We start from the raw sequence: 17,463 nt of genomic DNA on the forward strand, positions 1-17,463 counted from the left end.
AGATTCTCTGCACCAGAATGTGGCACGAGACGCAAAGAGGCCAGAATGACCGACCTGCTAGATGGCGGCCCGGAAGACCGGATCATCAATGAACCCATGAGCGAAGCGCTGTCGAAGCGCTATCTCGCTTATGCGCTCTCGACCATCACTTCCCGCGCCCTGCCGGATGTGCGTGACGGCCTGAAGCCCGTCCAGCGGCGCATCCTGTATGGCATGCGGGAACTGAAGCTCGATCCTGAAGGCGGTTTCCGCAAGTGCGCCAAGATCGTCGGCGACGTGATGGGTAACTACCACCCGCACGGCGACAGCTCGATCTATGACACGCTGGTGCGCCTGGCGCAGGATTTCAACGTCCGTTACCCGCTGGTCGACGGCCAGGGCAATTTCGGCAATATCGACGGTGATAGTGCCGCCGCCTATCGTTACACCGAAGCGCGGATGACCCATGCGGCCGAGCTGCTGCTGGACGGCCTCAGCGAGAATGCCGTCGATTTCCGCGCCAACTATGCCGAGAATGACGAAGAGCCGGTCGTGCTGCCGGCGGGTTTCCCGAACCTGTTGTGCAATGGTGCGACGGGTATCGCGGTGGGCATGGCAACCTCGATCCCGCCGCACAATGCGGCCGAAGTGATCGATGCCGCGCGCTTCCTGATCGAGACGCCCAAGGCGACCACCGAGCAGCTGATGGGCTTTGTGAAAGGGCCTGATTTCCCAACCGGCGGCGTGATCGTCGAATCGCACGAATCCATGCTCGACGCCTACGAGACGGGCCGGGGCAGTTTCCGCATGCGGGCCAAGTGGGAAGTCGAAGACACAGGCCGGGGCACCTACCAGATCATCGTCACCGAGATTCCCTACCAGGTGCAGAAATCGCGCCTGCTGGAAAAGCTGGGCGAATTGCTGGAAGCCAAGAAACTGCCGCTGCTGGACGACGTGCGCGACGAGAGTGCCGAGGATGTGCGCCTTGTCCTGGTGCCGCGCGCCAAGACGGTCGAGCCGGACGTGCTGATGGAAAGCCTGTTCAAGTCCTGCGACCTCGAAACGCGCTTCAGCATGAACATGAACGTGCTGCACAAGGGCGCGCCGCAGGTGATGGGCCTGAAGGACGTTCTGAAAGCCTATCTTGAGCATCGCCGCGAAGTGGTGGTGCGCCGGGCCGAATTCCGCCTCGACAAGATCGAGAAGCGCCTTCACCTGCTCGACGGCTACCTGATCGCCTATCTCAATATCGACGAAGTGATCCGGATCATCCGTGAGGAGGATGAGCCGAAGCAGGAACTGATCCGGCGCTTTGGCATTTCGGACATCCAGGCCGAAGCGATCCTCAATCTCCGCCTGCGCGCGTTGCGCAAGCTGGAAGAGATGGAAATCCGCGGCGAGCACACCAAGCTGGTCGAAGAGCGCGAGCAACTGGTCAAGCTGATCGGGTCGACCGCGCGCCAGTGGACGAAAGTGTCGAAGGAACTGAAAGCGGCCCGCGACATGCTAGGCCCGGACACCGAGCTTGGCCGCCGCCGCGCTGCCTTCGAAGACGCGCCTGACGTTGACCTTGCGGCCGCGCTCGAGGCCTCGCGTCCGAAGGAGCCGCTGACGGTGGTGCTGTCGATGCAGGGCTGGATACGGGGCATGAAGGGCCATGGGCTCGACCCGGATTCGACCAAGTTCAAGGAGGGCGACGGCCTGTTCCTGAGCGAAGAAGTGATGAGCACGGACAAGATCATCCTGATGGCGTCCGATGGCCGGGCCTTCACGCTGATGGCGGACAAGCTGCCGGGCGGACGCGGCCACGGCGAGCCGATCCGCCTGTCGATCGAACTGGAAGACAATGTCGATATTGTCGCCATGTTCAGGCTCGAAGAAGATCGCAAGCGCGTGATGGCCTCCACCGTCGGCTACGGCTTTGTCGTCACCGAGAAGGAGCTCGAGTCCAACCGCAAGGCCGGCAAGCAGGCCGTGAATACCGGCAATGGCACGCTGAACGTGTGCATGCCGGTCGAGGGCGACATGCTGGCGGTCGTGGGATCGAACCGCAAGATGCTGATCTTCCCGCTGGATGAGCTGCCTGAAATGTCGCGCGGCAAGGGCAACAAGCTGCAGGCCTATCGCGGCAAGGACACGCTGGCCGACCTGATGACGTTCGACAAGCGCGACGGCCTGATCGTGATGGCCGGCGGCCGCCACCGTGCCTTCCCGGAATGGGAAGAGTGGATCGGCAAGCGCGCGCAGGCCGGCAAGACCGTGCCGAAGGGCTTCCCGCGGACGGGCACGTTTAATGGATAGATGTTAGCAGGTCGGCAATGGCTCATACGACGTCGAGTCGAGAAGAGATTTTTCTCTCGTATGTGTTGGTAGAGTCAGGACGGGCGATTCGTCATTTTGACCGTGTTTTCGATTTAGCAACCCAGGTCGAAATTAGCGAAGTCGGCGAAAGTCGTCCGTTTCTTTCGTTACTGGACGCTTTGCATGCTGCTCTACATTTCTATGCAAACGTCTCGAGGGTGTTTTGGCCTCCAAGAAGGAGCCGAAAGGAATCCGGCGAGAAGCTGCGTGCTTTGTGCGAACTAGATGATTGTCATACGATGAGTAATCGACGTCTTCGCGATCACATTGAACATATGGATGAGCGAATCGAGGATTGGACGACGGATGGTCGTATTCCGTATCTCACATATGAGATGGTGGACTACTTCCCCGATGAACCTCGGCCGACTCCAATAAGAGATGTCACATTGCTAGTTTACGATGCAGTTTCGAGAACGGTTCATATTCGAGGCGAAGTTTACAAATTAGATGATCTTCGGAGCGCACTTCTTGATGTGCAGAAGGGTGCAAGCCAAGGCTTGGAGGAGTTAATCAAAGCTTGGGGTAAAGAACAGAGTGGCGACGGTTCTTAGTTCTCCATTTTCTCCAGCACATCACTCATCAGCGGCCCGATCTCGGTGTTCAGCACCAGGTCTGCATACGGATCCTGATCGGTCGGTTCGCGGTTGACGATGGCGAGGCGGGCGCCGTTGCGCTTGGCTTCGATGGGAATGCTGGCGGCCGGATAGACCACGAGCGATGAGCCGAGGACAAGGCAGAGGTCGCAGAGCAGGGCCTCTTCGGCGGCGCGGGCCATTTCGTCTTCCGGCATGGCCTGACCGAACGAGATGGTCGCGGTCTTGAGGAGGCCGGTGCAGAAGACGCAGGTCAGGTCTTCATCCGCTTCCCAGCGCGGCTTCAGGCTGTCGATCTCGTAGCGCTTGCTGCAAGTGAGGCAGCGGGCATAGGTCGCGTTGCCGTGCACCTCGATCACCTGATTATCCGGCACGCCGGAATCTTGGTGCAAATTGTCGACATTCTGGGTGATGACGCTGGTGACCTTTCCGGCGGCAACCAGTTTCGCCACGGCGTAGTGACCGGCATTGGGGCTGGCGCCGACCCAGCCGGCCGAACGGTTGAACACGCGCGTCCAGGATTCGCGGCGCTTGTCGCGTGAGGCCACGAAATCCTGGAAATAGATCGGCGTCATCTTGCTCCACACGCCCCCGGGGCTGCGGAAATCCGGAATGCCGCTTTCGGTCGAAATGCCCGCGCCGGTGAACACGATGACGCGCGAGGCGGAGTCGATCAGGCGGGCGAGGGCATCTGCATCAGACATGGCCTAATGCTACACACTTTGCCGGGGCATTCCATAGCCATGTCGCCCTGATTGGCCATTGCCCGGGTGATGGTGCGCGCATGGACGCCTGACTTGCGCAAGACGGGTATGGAAGCTACGCCTAGTGCATCGGTTTTTCTGGAGGGACGGCCCATGAGCCCCATTCTTGTCATCCTGGCGGCGGTCGTCGCCATCGTCGGCTTTGTCATCCTGATCTACAACGGCCTGGTGATGAAGCGCCAGCGGGTCAACCAGGCTTTCGCCGACGTCGATGTGCAGCTGAAACAACGCCAGAACCTGATCCCGAATCTCGTTGAAACAGTGAAGGGCTATGCCAAGCACGAGCAGGAGACGTTCCAGCAGGTGATAGCGGCGCGCAACGCGGCGCAGTCGGCCTCGACGCCCGCAGAAATGTCACAGGCCGAAGGCATGCTGACAGGCGCGCTGGGCAAGCTGTTCGCCCTCGCCGAGGCCTATCCGGACCTGAAGGCCAACCAGAACTTCATCCAGTTGCAGAACGAGTTGTCGACCATCGAAGACAAGTTGGCCGCAGCGCGGCGTTTCTACAACTCCGCCGTCCAGGACTACAACACGTCGCGCGAACAGTTCCCGGCCTCTGTCATCGCCGGTACGTTCAGCTTCGAGCCGCGTGACTTCTTCGACGTGGGCACGGAAGGCCGCGAGGCCCTGTCGACGCCTCCGAAGGTGGAGTTCTAGGCGCGCCGGTTTTCCTGTATTGTGGCTTCGGCTGGCGGCAGGAGGACATGAGATGAAATTTCCCCATTTAGCATTGGCGCTGGTGCTGGGCGCGTGCGCGAGTTCGGGCGGCAGCTGGAGCGCGTCGGCCTGGGACGGGTTGGTGCCGCAGACGATCGGCACCCAGAACTATGCCTTCCTTGCCGCGCCGATGGCCGGGCAGGGCTTCAAGCTGAAATTCACGATCCGCTCGGGCGGCGACTTCAGCGTGGCCAGCGCCGGGCCGCCGTCAGATGCGGAGCTGGAGGAGGCGGCCATTGCGGCCGCGCCCGACGGCTGCACGTTCGTGTCGCTGGTGCGCACGGCAGATGGCGGCGCCGAAGCGGAGTATGATTGCGGCTAGCCCCGCGCGGTGAACCAGGGCGTGATGCGAGCGAGGGCATCCTCGACTTCCGGCGTGGAGACGGCGAACGAGAAGCGCATGTAGCGGTGGCCGTTCACGGGGTCGAAATCGACGCCGGGGGCCGTGGCAACGCCTGTATCCTTCAGCAGCTGCATGCAGAATTCGAGGCTGTCATCGGTGAACCGCGAGATGTCGGCATAGATGTAGAAGGCGCCGTCGGGTGGCGCGATCCGCTTGAGGCCAAGGGCGGGCAGCGCGGCGAGCATCAGGTCGCGATTGTGCGTGTAAGTCCGGACGTGGCCCTCCAGTTCCTCGCGGCTGTCCATGGCCACGAGACCGGCATGCTGGGACAGGGACGGCGCGGTCAGGAACATGTTGCCGATATAGGCGGCGGTGCGGCTGGCCATGTCGTCCGGCGAGACGATCCAGCCGAGACGCCAGCCCGCCATGGAGAAGTATTTCGAGAATGAATTGATGACAAAAGCATCGGCCGTGTGTTCGAGCACAGAGGCCGTGCGCGGGCCGTAGGACAGGCCGTGGTAGATCTCGTCGGAGATGATGCGAATGCCGCGCTCGGCGCAGACGGCGACAATGGTGGCCAGTTCCGCCTCGGGCAGGATTGTGCCGGTCGGATTGGCGGGGCTGGCAATGATGAGGCCTGCGGGGGCCGGGTCGAGCGCAGAGACCTGCGCCGCTGTGAGCTGGAACCGGGACTCCTCGCCACATTCGATTTCGAGCGGGACGAGGTTCAGCGCCCGGATCGTATTGCGATAGGCGACATAGCCGGGGCGGGCGAGGGCGACCTGGTCGCCGGGCGCGAAAGCGGCGGTCAGGGCGAGCACCAGCGCCGGCGATGCACCGCAGGTGATGGCGAGGCGGCGCGGTTTCACGGTGACGCCATAGGTGTCGGCATAATGCTGGCAGATACGGTCCTTGAGCGCCGGGCTTTCCCAATAGCCCATGGATTCCGTGTCGAGGACTTTGTGCGCTGTTTCCACGGCTCGCTTTGGCGCGCCGGTCGAGGGCTGGCCGAATTCCATATGGATGATCGACCGTCCCGCCGCCTGCAATTCGTGCGCGAGGCGGCTGACGGCGATGGCCTGGAAGGGGGAGACGTCCTGGCTCAACTGGCGGCGAGGCTGGGCAGCCATGTGGCGAGGGCGGGGACCGCTGCGACGAGGATGATCATGGCGACCTGCAGGCCGATAAAGGGCACCGCGCCGCGCCAGATATCCATAGTGTTGATTTCGTCGGGGGCTGCCCCGCGCAAATAGAAGAGGGCGAAGCCGAAGGGCGGCGTCAGGAAGCTCGTCTGCAGGTTCAGGGCCATGAGGATGGCGAGCCAGACCGGGTCGAAACCGAGGACGATCAGCGGCGGGGCGACCAGCGGCACGACGACGAATACGATCTCGATGAAATCGAGGAAGAAGCCGAGGATGAACATGACAAGCATGGTCATGGCGAGCGCGCCCCATTTGCCGCCGGGCGCCTGGTGCAGAATGGCGGCGACCATTTCATCTCCGCCATAGCCGCGGAAGACGAGGCTGAACAGCGAGGCGCCGATCAGGATGAGGAACACCATGCTGGTGATGTGGGTTGCGCTGGTGAGCGCCGGCAGGAGCTGGCGCACCTTGCGCAGGACGAGCAGTCCGGCCGCGAGACCGGCAAAGAAGAGGAGGCTGGCGAACAGGGTGAGGGCAATGCCGACGGAATTGCCGGCGCTGATGGACTCGACCCCGGCGCGCAGGTCCATCGTGTTGCGCAACAGGAGAATGGCGACGATGCTGATGAGGCCGGCGAGGATAAGCGGCGAGAGGCGGCTCCTTGCGTCTTCGGCGAGGCGCAGGCCGGCGAGAAGGACAGCGCCCGCAGCGCCAATGGCGGCGGCTTCGGTCGGCGGGGCGACGCCGCCGAGGATGGCGCCGAGCACGGCGACGATCAGGATCAGTGGTGCACCGAGGCCGAAGGCAACCTCCTTGAACGTGAGCGGTTCAGTATCCTCCGCGATGCTGACAGGCGGACAGGCGGCAGGCCGGAAGAAAGCGGTCGCGGCGATGTAGAGCAGGTAGAAGACGACCAGAAGGACGCCCGGGATCAGTGCGCCTGCGAACAGGTCTCCCACCGAGACAACGCCCGAGCCTGCGCCGATCTTCAGGCTGGCCTGGCTGGCGGCGTTGGATACGGCATCGGCCAGCAGGATCAGCACGATGGAGGGCGGGATGATCTGGCCGAGCGTGCCGGACGCGGCGATCGTGCCGGTAGCAAGTTTCGGGTCATAACCCTGGCGCAGCATGGTTGGCAGGGCGATCAGCGTCATGGTGATGACTGTGGCGCCGACAATGCCGGTCGAGGCGGCGAGCAGCGCGCCGACGAGGACGACGGCATAGCCGAGGCCGCCGCGCACACGGGCCAGCAGGCGGCTGGCAATGTGGAGCAGGTCTTCTGCAACCCGCGAGCGTTCAAGTATGACGCCCATCAGCACGAAGAGGGGCACGGCGACCAGCGTCTGGCTCTGCATGATCGCGCCTCCCTGGATGCGGCTGGGAAAAGCGATCAGGAAGGAGGCCGAGAAGGTGCCGGTAGCGATACCGAGCAGGGCGAACAGGAGCGCAACGCCGCCGAGCGTCAGGGCGACGGAATATCCGGCCAGCAGGCCGAGGATCGCACAGGCGAACATGGCGATGGCGAGGATGATCTCAAATTCCATCATGGTCTCCCGTCTCGCCTTCGATGGGCGTGTCAGCCGGAGGTAGCGCGCCGGTCAGGCGCAACGCAGCCTTGAGTGCCACCGAAAGGCCGGCGCCCATCAGCAGGACGGCAAAGACCGGCACCAGTGTCTTGAACAGGAAGAGGACCGGAAGGCCATCGGATTCCCGCGAGCCTTCGAGCAGCGACCACGAGCGGGCGAGGCCCTGCTCGCCGGTGGTGATTAGGCGGAAACAGATCGGAAAGAGAAACAGGTATGTGCCGACGAGTTCGATCCAGTTGCGCCCGGTTTCGCCGAAGCGCGGGCGCAGGATGTCGACGCGGACATGGGCGTCATCGCGCAGCGCAGCGGCAGAGCCGAGCATGAACATGGCGGCAAAGGCATAGATCACGATTTCGCTGAGCCAGGTGAAGGACAGGCCGAAGGCATAGCGCAGGATGACGACCGCGAGCTGGGAGACGACCAGCACGAGCGCGCTGAAGATCGCCGCGTTGAGCGCGCCGCCGGATACGGCATCGAGCACGCCGATCATGCGGCGGGCGAGACCGTCGAGCAGGCCGGGAAATGCGACGGCAACAAGCGGCACCAGGAAGAAAGGCAGGCACAGGACGCCAACAACCTTCAGCCAGGCGCCGATCAGCAGGAAAACACCAGGATCGATCATCTGCCCCGCCAGCCTATTTGCCGAGTTCGCGGGCGGGATAATAAGCACCGTCAGAGACCGATGCCCAGCCGCGCATCAGCTTCAGGCTGTTCTCGAAACTCTCATAGATGCGTTTCTCAATGCCGTCCTTGCCGCTGGCGGCGCGGACGTCTGCGGCGGCTTCGGCCATGGCCTTGACCACTTCCGGCGGGAAAGAGCGCAGCTTGGTTCCGTGCTCGCGCACGAGCAGGTCGAGATAGACCGAGTTCTGGTAGGTGAACTCGCCGAGCGATGTGTGGTTCACGGATTCGCAGGCGGCCTTGATGATCGCCTGCTCGCCGAGGGTGAGGCTGTCCCAGACCTTGCGGTTCATGCCGACGGCGAGGCTGGCGCCCGGCTCATGAAAGCCGGGGCCATAATAGTAGGGCGCTTCGCGGTGGAAGCCGAGGGAATAGTCGTTCCACGGGCCGACCCACTCGGTCGCGTCGATGGAGCCCGTCTGAAGCGCCTGGTAAATCTCGCCGCCGGAGAGGGAGATGGCCGAACCGCCGAGCGCGCGCAGCACGTCGCCGCCCTGGCCTGGGATACGCATCTTGAGGCCGACAAGGTCGTCGAGGCTGTTGATTTCCTTCCGGAACCAGCCGCCCATCTGGTGGCCTGTATTGGCGCCCTGGATGGCTTTGACGCCGAACTGGCCGGACAGTTCGTCCCAGAGTTCCTGTCCGCCACCGAAATCGATCCAGCCCATGATCTCCTGAGCGGTCATGCCGAACGGCACAGCGGTGAAGAAGGCAAACGCCATGGACTTGGCGGTCCAGTAATACTCGGCGCCATGATACATGTCGGCCGATCCGTTGGCGACGGCATCGAAGCTTTCGAAAGCAGGAACGAGTTCGCCAGCCGCGAAGACCTTGATCTCCATCAGGCCGTCAGACATCGCATGCACCCGTTCGGCGACGCGCTCCGCTGCGCGGCCAAGGCCCGGCAGGCCCTTCGGCCATGTGGTGACCATGTTGAACTTGCGGCGGCTGCGATTTATCCGGGCCGGAGCCAGAATCTTGGCGTCTTCCGGATTTGCGAACGCGGCGGCTGCCCCGGCTACTCCCAGAAGGCCCGCGCCGACTATATTGCGTCGGTTGATCATGACACGTCCTCCCCAGCGACTCGCCCTGTAATGATTTCAGGGTCTATTCGTCGTCTCTTAGCGTCCGCCACTGGTCGCCGTCCAGCACTTCGAGAGGCTTGTAGCGGCGCTTGTAATCCATCTTCGGGCTGCCTTTGACCCAGTAGCCGAGATAGACATGCGGCAGGCCCATATCCTGAGCGTGCCGAATATGGTCGAGGATCATGTAGTGGCCGAGGCCGCGCGATTCCTGTTCCGGGTCGAAGAATGTGTAGACCATCGAGAAGCCGTCGCGCAGGACGTCCGTGATCGAGACAGCCAAAAGCGGCGCGTCTTCTGCCTCGCCGTCACGGTATTCGAAGATCAGGCTCTGGACAGGGCTGCCGCCGACCATGGTCATGTAGTCACGATAGCTCATTTCGGACATGCCGCCCTTGTCGTGGCGTGTCTGGACGTAGTTTTTAAGCAGGCGGAACTGTTCGCGCGTCGCCGTTGCCGCGACCGGTGTGCGCACCAGTGTGGCATTGCGGGCGAGGGTGCGGCGGTCATTGCGCGACGAGACGAATTCACGGGTCGGCACGCGCACGCTGCGGCAGGCATTGCAGCGCGGGCAGGCAGGTCTGTAGGCAATGGTCTGGCTGCGGCGAAAGCCGGCCTGGCTGAGCGAATTATGGATGGAATCTGCGTCTGAGACGGCCAGGTTGGTGAACGCCTTGCGTTCGCGCATTCCCGGCAGATACGGGCAGGGACTGGGGTTCGTGACGTAAAAACGCAACGACCGCTCAAGCCCCGCAGGCAGAATCTGGGAATCCGTGAACTTCATTAAACGCAACGATACACTTACAGATCAAACCGCCAAGAGGCGAAGACGGTAAAGACACACCAAAGTACTAAAACGAGCGGCGCGCCGAATTTCATGAAATCGCCGAATTTATAGTGTCCGGGCCCCATCACCAGCATGTTGGTCTGATAGGCAAAGGGAGTCGCGAAACTGCAATTGGCGCCGTAAATCACCGCGAGGAGGAAGGGCAGCGGGTCATGCACGCCGAGTTCCGCCGCAGCCGACAGGGCGATGGGGGAGAACAGGATGGCAGTGGCGGCATTGGTGAGCAGGTTGGTCAGGATGGCGACGCAGAGGAAGATCGCCGACAGGACCGCAAGCGTGCCGAAGGGGGCGGCATAGTTGACGACGGCATGCGCAATCGCGGCTGCGGCGCCGGTTTTTTCGAGCGCCATGCCCATGGCAAGGGCCGCGCCGATGACGAGGAATATGCGCAGGTCGAGCGACCGGCTGGCCTGGCGCGTGTTCACGCAGCCGAACACCAGCATGGCCACGGCGGCCAGAACCGAAGCGTGAAGGATGGACAGGAGGCCGGTCGCAGCAAGGCCGACCATTGCGAGCGCAATCACGCGCGACGCGACGGCCCGCGTGGTCAGCGGAATCTCTGTCTGGGACCATTCGAGCAGGATTATATCACGGCTGGCGCGCAGGTCGACAAAGGCATCAACCGGGCCGCACAGGAGAAGTGTATCGCCAGATTCAAGGCGGATCTCGCCGAGCTTGGTACGAATCATCCGGCTGCGGCGCTGGATACCGAGCGTGACCGCGCGGGTAAGCCGGCGGAAACCGAGCATCTCAACCGTGCGTCCGACCATGCGGGAGCCGGGCGCGATGACCGCCTCGGTGAGCGCGAGCGCGCCGGGACGGCTGTTTTCTTCAAGGTCGCCGCCGGCCGACTCCCAGACCTGCTGGAGGAAATCCGGCTGGCGGGCGAGGACGTTTTGCAGGGCCGCGCGCGTGGCCGCGACGATGACGAGATCGCCGGGCTGGAGGGTGATATCTTCATAGGGCGGCAGGAAGGCGCGTTCGCCACGCTGGATCATGCGGACGGTCATGTCTGGCAGGTCGGCGAACATTCCGGCGACGGGCTTCTTGCCCTTCAGGAAGTGGCCGAATGTGACTTCGATCTGAGCGACAAATTGCTTGCCGGAGGGCTGGGAGAGTTCGTCGCTGAGGCCGCGACGGTTGGGTAGCAGGAATTTCGAGAAAAGGGCGAGGTAGACGAAACCCGCTCCGGCAAGAATCAGGCCCATCGGGGTCTGGTCGAAAAAGCCAAGCGTGCGTCCGTCAATCCGCTCGAACGCCTCGGCGGCGAGCAAGTTGGTCGAGGTGCCGATCAGCGTGGTCATGCCGGCAAAGATGGACGCGTAGCTGAGCGGCATCATCAGCTTGGACTGCGAAGCGTTCATGCGCTTGGCGATGGCGCTCATGACCGGCAGGAACATGATGACGATGGGCGTATTGTTGACGAAGGCGCTGGTGACGAAGACGGCGACGAAGGCGAGCACGAGCGTGGTGACGGGGCGCTTCTCGTAGCCGCCAACGAGGACCTTTGTCGGCCCTTCGAGGGCGCCGGTCTGGAACAGGCCCTGCCCAACAACCAGAAGCGCCATAATGGTGATCAGGGCCGGATTGCCGAAACCGGACAGCAGCTCGGCCGCGCCGATCGGCGTGCCGTCCGCGCCATAGGCGCCGGGTATCGTGAACAGCAGGAGCAGAGTCGCAATCACGGCGATGGAGACAAGCTCCATCGGCCAGCGATCCGACATGTAGCAACCAATTGCAGCAAGAACGACCGCGAGGCTTGCCCACATGGGCCAGTGGGCCAGGAGTTCAGCGGTCATCTAGGCTCCGGTTCATCAGCGCATCCTGATCCCTTTACAGGTTATCAGTCGTGTGTGTGCACCAATATGCTGACCCGTCGGTTGGCTGACAAGTGCGGTTGGCCCGCATCGAGAGGCTGCGTGTCCGCAAGTCCCGTGACAGCGCGGATGCGAACCGGCTCCATACCGGCCGCGATCAGGGCCCGGCGGGCCTCGTTGGCCCGGTCTGACGAGAGTTCCCAGTTGGAATAGGCGGTGCCGGAGGCGCTGAATGCGTCGGTATGTCCCTCGATCGACACAGGCTCGGAAAACTGTGTCAGGACCCGTCCGGCCATATCAGCGAGGGCAATACCTTCTTCGGTAAAGGCACCGCTGCCCGAATCAAACAGCGGGCGACGGGCCGAATCGACGAGGTCGATGCGTACACCATCGGCTTCCCGGGCGAGGACGACACTGTCGCCGGCCTCGATCAGGCCTGATTGCTGGCTGAGAGCGGTAAAGAGGCGACCTGCAGCCGAGTCGGGCTGGACGGCAGACGCCTGTGCCGTGGGGCTGGCATTGCTGTTGAAATAGCTGGCGATCTCGTCGCGGCCCTCGGGAGAGACGCCGCTGAGAATCCACATCAACAGGAAAAATGCCATGAGCGCGGTGAGGAAGTCGGCATAGGCCATCTTCCAGGTGCCCGCTTTGCGGGCGGGCGCGGCGGGCATTCTGCCCGCATATCGCCGAGAGTGAGTGGCAGTTGCCATGCGCTCGAAGTCCGATCCTTCTGATCTGATGCGCCAGTCATAGCAGGCTATGGTGAAGGCCACGTCGAGGCGAAGGGTAGGATTTCGATGAAATTTGATCTACTTCGCCAAGTCAGAACAGGAGACATACAGATGGCGCGGACGGCATTCCTTGGACTTGGCGTGATGGGATTTCACATGGCGGGCCACCTGGCCCGGGCCGGTCATCAGGTCAGTGTATGGAACCGGACCGAGTCCAAGTCCAAGGCCTGGAAAAAGGTGCACAAGGGCGAAATGGCGAAGGACCCGGCGACGGCCGCCTTCGGTGCGGAATTCGTGTTTCTCTGCCTCGGCGACGATCCGGACGTGCGGACCGTGTTCGATGCGCTGGAGCCAAGCCTCGGCGCAGGCATGATCGTGGTCGATCATACGACGGCGTCGGCGGGCCTGGCGAGGGAGCTGTACGAGCGTTGCAAGGCCAAGGGCGCGCATTTCATCGATGCGCCGATTTCGGGCGGCGAGGCTGGCGCAATCAACGGCAAGCTGACCATCATGTGCGGCGGTGAAGATGCTGCCTTCAAGGCGGCCGAACCGGTAATGGCCGCGTTCGGCAAGAAGATGACGCTGATCGGCGACAGCGGCGCGGGCCAGCTGGCAAAGTCGGTCAACCAGATCTGCATTGCAGGCATCGTGCAGGGCCTTTCCGAAGGGCTGCACTTTGCCGAGAAAGCCGGGCTCGATGCAGCCAAGGTGATCGAGGCGATCAGTGGCGGCGCGGCCCAGAGCTGGCAGATGGAGAACCGTTGGGAGACCATGGTCGCGGGACAGTTCGAGCATGGCTTTGCTGTCGACTGGATGCGCAAGGATTTGCGAATCACGCTCGAGGCGGCGCGCGAAAACGGCGCAAGCCTGCCGACGACGGCAACCGTCGACCAGTATTATGCCGACGTCCAGGCCATGGGCGGTGGGCGCTGGGATACGAGTAGCCTGATTGCTCGCCTCAAGCGGGACGCCTGACGCGGTGCGGCGCCTCGACATCCATCTGACCCGGGACGAAGCCTGCGAGACCGTGATCCGCGCGATCAAGGCAGCAGATCCCATCGACTATGTTGTGATAGAAACCGAGCAGCAGGACCGGTGCCTGATCTCTGTCTTCATGCGCGAAGGCACGGGACAGATGCTGATGGACAATATCCAGTCGGCACTGGAGGGGCGCAAGGACTGGCGCATTGCGGTGCTGCCCATTGAAGCGACAGCGCCGAAACTGCCTGAGCCCGAGAAAGACAATAAGGCGCGCACCCAGCAGGCAACGCGCGAGGAGCTGTATTCCGACATCGATTCTGGCGCGCGACTGGATCGGGACTTCCTGGTCATGGTCGTGCTGTCGACCATCGTTGCCGCGATTGGCCTGAACTCCGACGGGATTGCAGCAGTGATCGGCGCGATGGTGATTGCGCCGCTGTTGGGCCCGATCCTGGCGTTTTCGATGGGCGCGGCGCTCGGCGACTTTGCACTGTTGAATCGCGGCGGTGTGACGCTGGCGGTGGGCATCGCGACGGCGCTGGCTTCGGCGCTGGTGATCTCGTTCCTCCTGCCGTTGAACCTTCAGAGCGAGGAATTGATGTCGCGGGCCGAAGTGCGGATCGACGGACTGGCGCTGGCCATGGCAGCAGGCAGCGCGGCGGCCCTGTCACTGACACGCGGGCAAGGATCTGCCCTGGTCGGCGTCATGGTGGCGGCAGCGCTATTGCCGCCCGGCGCTGCGGTCGGCCTGTTCGCTGGGGGCGGCGAATTCGATCTGGCCCTGCGCGCGGGCCTGTTGCTGGCGCTGAACGTGGCGAGCCTGGTTTTTTCAGCGCTGATCGTCTTCAGATTGCGGAAAATCAGGCCCCGGAAATGGATCGAGCAAAAAAATGCGACGCGGGCCGTCTGGATAAATGCCGGGATTTCGGCCTTTTTCCTTGCCCTCGCGGTGGCCCTGATCCTGTTGCTGGACCTCGGGTCTGCCGTCCAAATCGGCTAAGTGCAGGATACTTTGGACCTTTTTGTTCCGAGGGTGTAAGGTGAACAATTCGCTCACCATAAAGGACTTCGTCGCACCCATATGACCGCAGTAGATACCGCCATTAAAGCCCCGAAAACCCGTGTCGAACGCTATATCGCCAGACTGAGCGACCCCCAGCGCAAGGCCGAAGCTGAAGAGCTGCTGGCCATGTTTGGTCGCGCAACCGACCTGCCAGCGACGATCTGGGGCACCAGCAAGGTCGGCTATGGCCGTTACGCCTATGCGATGCCGAGCGGACGCAAGAGCGAGTTCATGATGGCTGGGTTCGAGCCGGCGAAAAAGCATATCGTGGTCTACCTGTCGCCGGATTTCGAGGACTTCACTGCGACGCTGGAAAACCTCGGCAAGCATGAAAAGGGCAAGTCCTGCATCTTCATCAAGGCGCTGAAAGACGTTAACCTTGAGGCACTCGAAGAACTGGTCCGCCTTGGACTGGCGTCCACCGAGAAGAATTTCAAGACCAGCGAAAGCTGACGAGACGGGCGATTCATGGCTGCGGCGGACAACAAGACACATCCTACCACCGTCACGCCCAAGGCCTTTGTCTCTTCACTCGATGACGGTCGCCGCAAGCGGGAGGCCGAAATCCTGCTGCCATGGTTCGAGACCGTCACAGGCCTGACCGGGCGGATGTGGGGTCCGTCCATGATTGGCTTTGGCCGGTATCACTATAAATATGACAGCGGGCGCGAGGGCGACGCCATGATGACCGGCTTCGCCCCGCGCAAGGCGGCAATGACGCTTTATATCATGCCGGGATATCGCGACATGAGCGACAAGCTCGCCCGGCTCGGTCCGCACAGGATCGGCAAGAGCTGCCTCTATATCAACAGGCTGGAATTGGTGGACATGGACGTGCTGGCCGGGATCGTGACCGACGGCGTGAGCTACATGCGCAAGAACTACGAGACCTGGGATGCCTGAGCAAAAAGCGTATCAGCGTGACCAATCCGACGGGCAGGACGAGGGGCGGGTTCCGCGTCCCGCCAGCATGGTCCCTACTTTTTCGGCTTGAAGATGCTGCCAATGCCTTCAACGAGGCCTTCTGCCGGATTATTGCCGAGTTCGCCCTGCCGTTCGAAGAAGGCTTTTTGCTCCGGTGTCAGTTCGGACGGATCGAGACCGGCATGGCTGGCCTCGCAGGCGGCGATCAATTCGGCCCGTTTGGTCTCCCGGCAGGTGGTCACCAAAACCATGGCCTGGTCGACTTCGTCGCGCGCCACCGACAGGTTGATCCGTGAAGGCAGGAAGTATTCTACGTCGGCCAGCTTGGCCTCGCCTTCCTGTATCACGGCTTCGGCCTGCGCGTAGTCGCCACTGCGTACTTCGAGGCGGGCCAGGCGGCGATAGGCATCCGGCAGCGGTATATCGCGGATCGCGGCGCGGTAGCGCAGCCGGGCGAGCTGCGGCTGGCCGGCATACTCGGCGACGCGACCGGCTTCGAACTGGATCGCAGCCTGCTGACCAAAGCGTGTCTTGGTGGCGCGCAGGATGGCTGCCTCGGCGCCGGAATAGTCGCGGTCCAGCCGTTTTCCGATCGACTCGTAGTAGGCGATTGTAGCGACCTGGGCGTCCTTGAATTCGTCCGTCGACTTGATGGCATCGAGCACCGTGGTCACCGGCTCTTCCATGAAGGCAGCGGTGTCGCGGCTTTCCTCTGTGACGTCTGGATAGGCGCTGAGTTCATAAGTCTGTACGCCCCTCAAGCGCACTTCCGGTGGCCGGTGAGTGCGGTTGAGATAATCAAACATTTGGTCGCGCGCTCCGCGCATGACCTGGTCCTTCATGTTTTCGAACAGGTTGGTGCTGACGCTCGCGGCATTTCCCGCAAGGGCCTGCTGCAGCGCCTCAGGCTGCAGGGCTTGCTGCTGCATGTCCGATACCGATGCCTGCAGGACCTCGGTGAGTTTCTCGGTGAGCGAATCCTGTTCGTGCAGAGAATTGAACATGGCCTCGTAGAAGGGCGCATTGACGCCCTCGGCCTTGATCAGGTCGAGCGCCAGCACATCGGCCTGGTCCTCTTGCGCTCGGTTCCAGGCTGGGGCGAGTCCGCGTTTGCTGAAGGCGCTGATCAGGTCGAAGGTATTGATCGCCGATTCCACGTTCTTGGAGACTTCGCTCTGGTTCTGGACAACGATCGTGCCGCCGTCGGCTGTTTCCTGGTAGCGCATTTCCTGAAGCACAGCCGCGGTATTGTAGAGGCCGGTCAGCTTGCTGGCGAAGGATTGCATGCCGGCGAGGCTGTCGCCCTTGTTGTGGTGTCCCAGCGCAAAATGGCCGAATTCATGCGCCATGAGGTACATCAGCTCCTGGTCGGATTCCAGCGTGGGTCCTTGGGCGCTCGAAGCAGCGCCGGCATTTTCGAGGACTGGCGCGAACGTGCCGAGCCCTAGGACGATCGTGCCGTCAGCATAGGTCACGCCTGAATACTCGCTGAGCATCGAGATCTTGGCCTTCGGCTGCTCCGGCAACGGATGAGGCCAATGGGATGCGATGTCGGCGAGCATCTTGTTCAGAGGCGCCTCGGTGTAGGGCATTTCGAGAACGAGCTGTGACAGCTCACCCTGGTTTTCGAGGTTGCCCGCCAGCTTGGCGCCGTCGGCATCAGAAGCGTAGACGGTGACCGGACTGTTGGCGAGCTTCGGGCCGTCCTTGCCGGACTCTGTCCAGCCATTCGGATTGAGGTTGCCGAGCGTGTCGGTCGCGGTCGCGCACGCGGCCAGCAGCAAGGTACCGGCGGCAGCGGCCATGATGTTTGTTGAACGTTTCATTGTGTCCCCCTTGTCGTGTCTGT

The 17,463-nt window shown here is 62.5% G+C and carries 17 protein-coding genes; 8 read left to right on the forward strand and 9 right to left on the reverse strand.

The features are described from left to right. The first annotated feature begins 45 nt into the window (after positions 1-45). Both parC and AC0L7I_RS09205 read left to right on the forward strand, forming a co-directional pair. Entirely contained in the window at positions 46-2,280 is a 2,235-nt protein-coding gene (gene parC / locus AC0L7I_RS09200; RefSeq protein ID WP_473396140.1) for a DNA topoisomerase IV subunit A, read from the forward strand. Between the two features lie 17 nt (positions 2,281-2,297). Further along, entirely contained in the window at positions 2,298-2,894 is a 597-nt protein-coding gene (locus AC0L7I_RS09205) for a hypothetical protein (RefSeq protein WP_473396141.1), read from the forward strand. Here AC0L7I_RS09205 and AC0L7I_RS09210 read toward each other — a convergent pair. Continuing rightward, positions 2,891-3,640, reverse strand: coding sequence for an SIR2 family NAD-dependent protein deacylase (locus tag AC0L7I_RS09210; RefSeq protein WP_473396142.1), 750 nt, complete (start codon positions 3,638-3,640; stop codon positions 2,891-2,893). The two genes, AC0L7I_RS09205 and AC0L7I_RS09210, sit on opposite strands and share 4 nt — an antisense overlap. Before the next feature lie 153 nt (positions 3,641-3,793). On the opposite strand from AC0L7I_RS09210, the gene AC0L7I_RS09215 reads away from it, so the two are divergent. Continuing rightward, positions 3,794-4,357 (forward strand): LemA family protein, encoded by a 564-nt coding sequence (locus tag AC0L7I_RS09215; protein WP_473396143.1) that lies wholly within the window; start codon positions 3,794-3,796, stop codon positions 4,355-4,357. 52 nt (positions 4,358-4,409) lie between these two features. Next, the gene (locus AC0L7I_RS09220; RefSeq protein ID WP_473396144.1) at positions 4,410-4,739 is read left to right on the forward strand and encodes a hypothetical protein; all 330 of its coding nucleotides are present in this window, start codon (positions 4,410-4,412) and stop codon (positions 4,737-4,739) included. Here AC0L7I_RS09220 and AC0L7I_RS09225 read toward each other — a convergent pair. Genes AC0L7I_RS09225 through AC0L7I_RS09255 form a run of 7 tightly spaced genes read right to left on the reverse strand, consistent with a single transcriptional unit; the run spans position 4,736 to position 12,586 of the window. Next, positions 4,736-5,890, reverse strand: a complete 1,155-nt coding sequence (locus tag AC0L7I_RS09225) for a pyridoxal phosphate-dependent aminotransferase (protein ID WP_473396145.1) — start codon at positions 5,888-5,890, stop codon at positions 4,736-4,738. The two genes, AC0L7I_RS09220 and AC0L7I_RS09225, sit on opposite strands and share 4 nt — an antisense overlap. Beyond that, positions 5,863-7,446: a TRAP transporter large permease gene (locus AC0L7I_RS09230; RefSeq protein ID WP_473399132.1), complete on the reverse strand. Its 1,584-nt coding sequence runs from the start codon at positions 7,444-7,446 to the stop codon at positions 5,863-5,865. Before AC0L7I_RS09230 ends, AC0L7I_RS09225 begins: the two co-directional genes overlap by 28 nt. After that, positions 7,436-8,110, reverse strand: coding sequence for a TRAP transporter small permease subunit (locus tag AC0L7I_RS09235; protein ID WP_473396146.1), 675 nt, complete (start codon positions 8,108-8,110; stop codon positions 7,436-7,438). Before AC0L7I_RS09235 ends, AC0L7I_RS09230 begins: the two co-directional genes overlap by 11 nt. 13 nt (positions 8,111-8,123) lie before the next feature. Beyond that, positions 8,124-9,233, reverse strand: coding sequence for a TRAP transporter substrate-binding protein (locus tag AC0L7I_RS09240; RefSeq protein WP_473396147.1), 1,110 nt, complete (start codon positions 9,231-9,233; stop codon positions 8,124-8,126). A 43-nt stretch (positions 9,234-9,276) separates the two neighbouring features. Then, on the reverse strand, positions 9,277-10,035 hold the full coding sequence (locus AC0L7I_RS09245) for an arginyltransferase (RefSeq protein ID WP_473396148.1): 759 nt from the start codon (positions 10,033-10,035) through the stop codon (positions 9,277-9,279). 17 nt (positions 10,036-10,052) lie between these two features. Then, complete coding sequence (locus AC0L7I_RS09250; protein ID WP_473396149.1) at positions 10,053-11,897, reverse strand: SLC13 family permease; 1,845 nt, start codon at positions 11,895-11,897, stop codon at positions 10,053-10,055. A 44-nt stretch (positions 11,898-11,941) separates the two neighbouring features. Beyond that, positions 11,942-12,586: a flagellar motor protein MotB gene (locus AC0L7I_RS09255; RefSeq protein WP_473396150.1), complete on the reverse strand. Its 645-nt coding sequence runs from the start codon at positions 12,584-12,586 to the stop codon at positions 11,942-11,944. 171 nt (positions 12,587-12,757) lie between these two features. On the opposite strand from AC0L7I_RS09255, the gene AC0L7I_RS09260 reads away from it, so the two are divergent. The 4 genes from AC0L7I_RS09260 (at position 12,758) to AC0L7I_RS09275 (ending at position 15,593) form a co-directional block, all read left to right on the forward strand. Next, positions 12,758-13,621, forward strand: a complete 864-nt coding sequence (locus tag AC0L7I_RS09260) for an NAD(P)-dependent oxidoreductase (RefSeq protein ID WP_473396151.1) — start codon at positions 12,758-12,760, stop codon at positions 13,619-13,621. 4 nt (positions 13,622-13,625) lie between these two features. Next, on the forward strand, positions 13,626-14,627 hold the full coding sequence (locus AC0L7I_RS09265) for a TIGR00341 family protein (protein ID WP_473396152.1): 1,002 nt from the start codon (positions 13,626-13,628) through the stop codon (positions 14,625-14,627). An 81-nt stretch (positions 14,628-14,708) separates the two neighbouring features. Further along, a complete protein-coding gene (locus tag AC0L7I_RS09270) occupies positions 14,709-15,143 on the forward strand; it encodes a DUF1801 domain-containing protein (protein WP_473396153.1) in 435 nt (144 codons plus the stop codon). A 15-nt stretch (positions 15,144-15,158) separates the two neighbouring features. Further along, positions 15,159-15,593, forward strand: coding sequence for a DUF1801 domain-containing protein (locus tag AC0L7I_RS09275; RefSeq protein WP_473396154.1), 435 nt, complete (start codon positions 15,159-15,161; stop codon positions 15,591-15,593). A 74-nt stretch (positions 15,594-15,667) separates the two neighbouring features. On the opposite strand, the gene AC0L7I_RS09280 is transcribed toward AC0L7I_RS09275, so the two are convergent. Beyond that, on the reverse strand, positions 15,668-17,440 hold the full coding sequence (locus AC0L7I_RS09280; protein ID WP_473396155.1) for a M48 family metalloprotease: 1,773 nt from the start codon (positions 17,438-17,440) through the stop codon (positions 15,668-15,670). Between the last annotated feature and the right edge of the window lie 23 nt (positions 17,441-17,463).

Source organism: Hyphomonas sp. J20-32 (genome assembly GCF_055808555.1).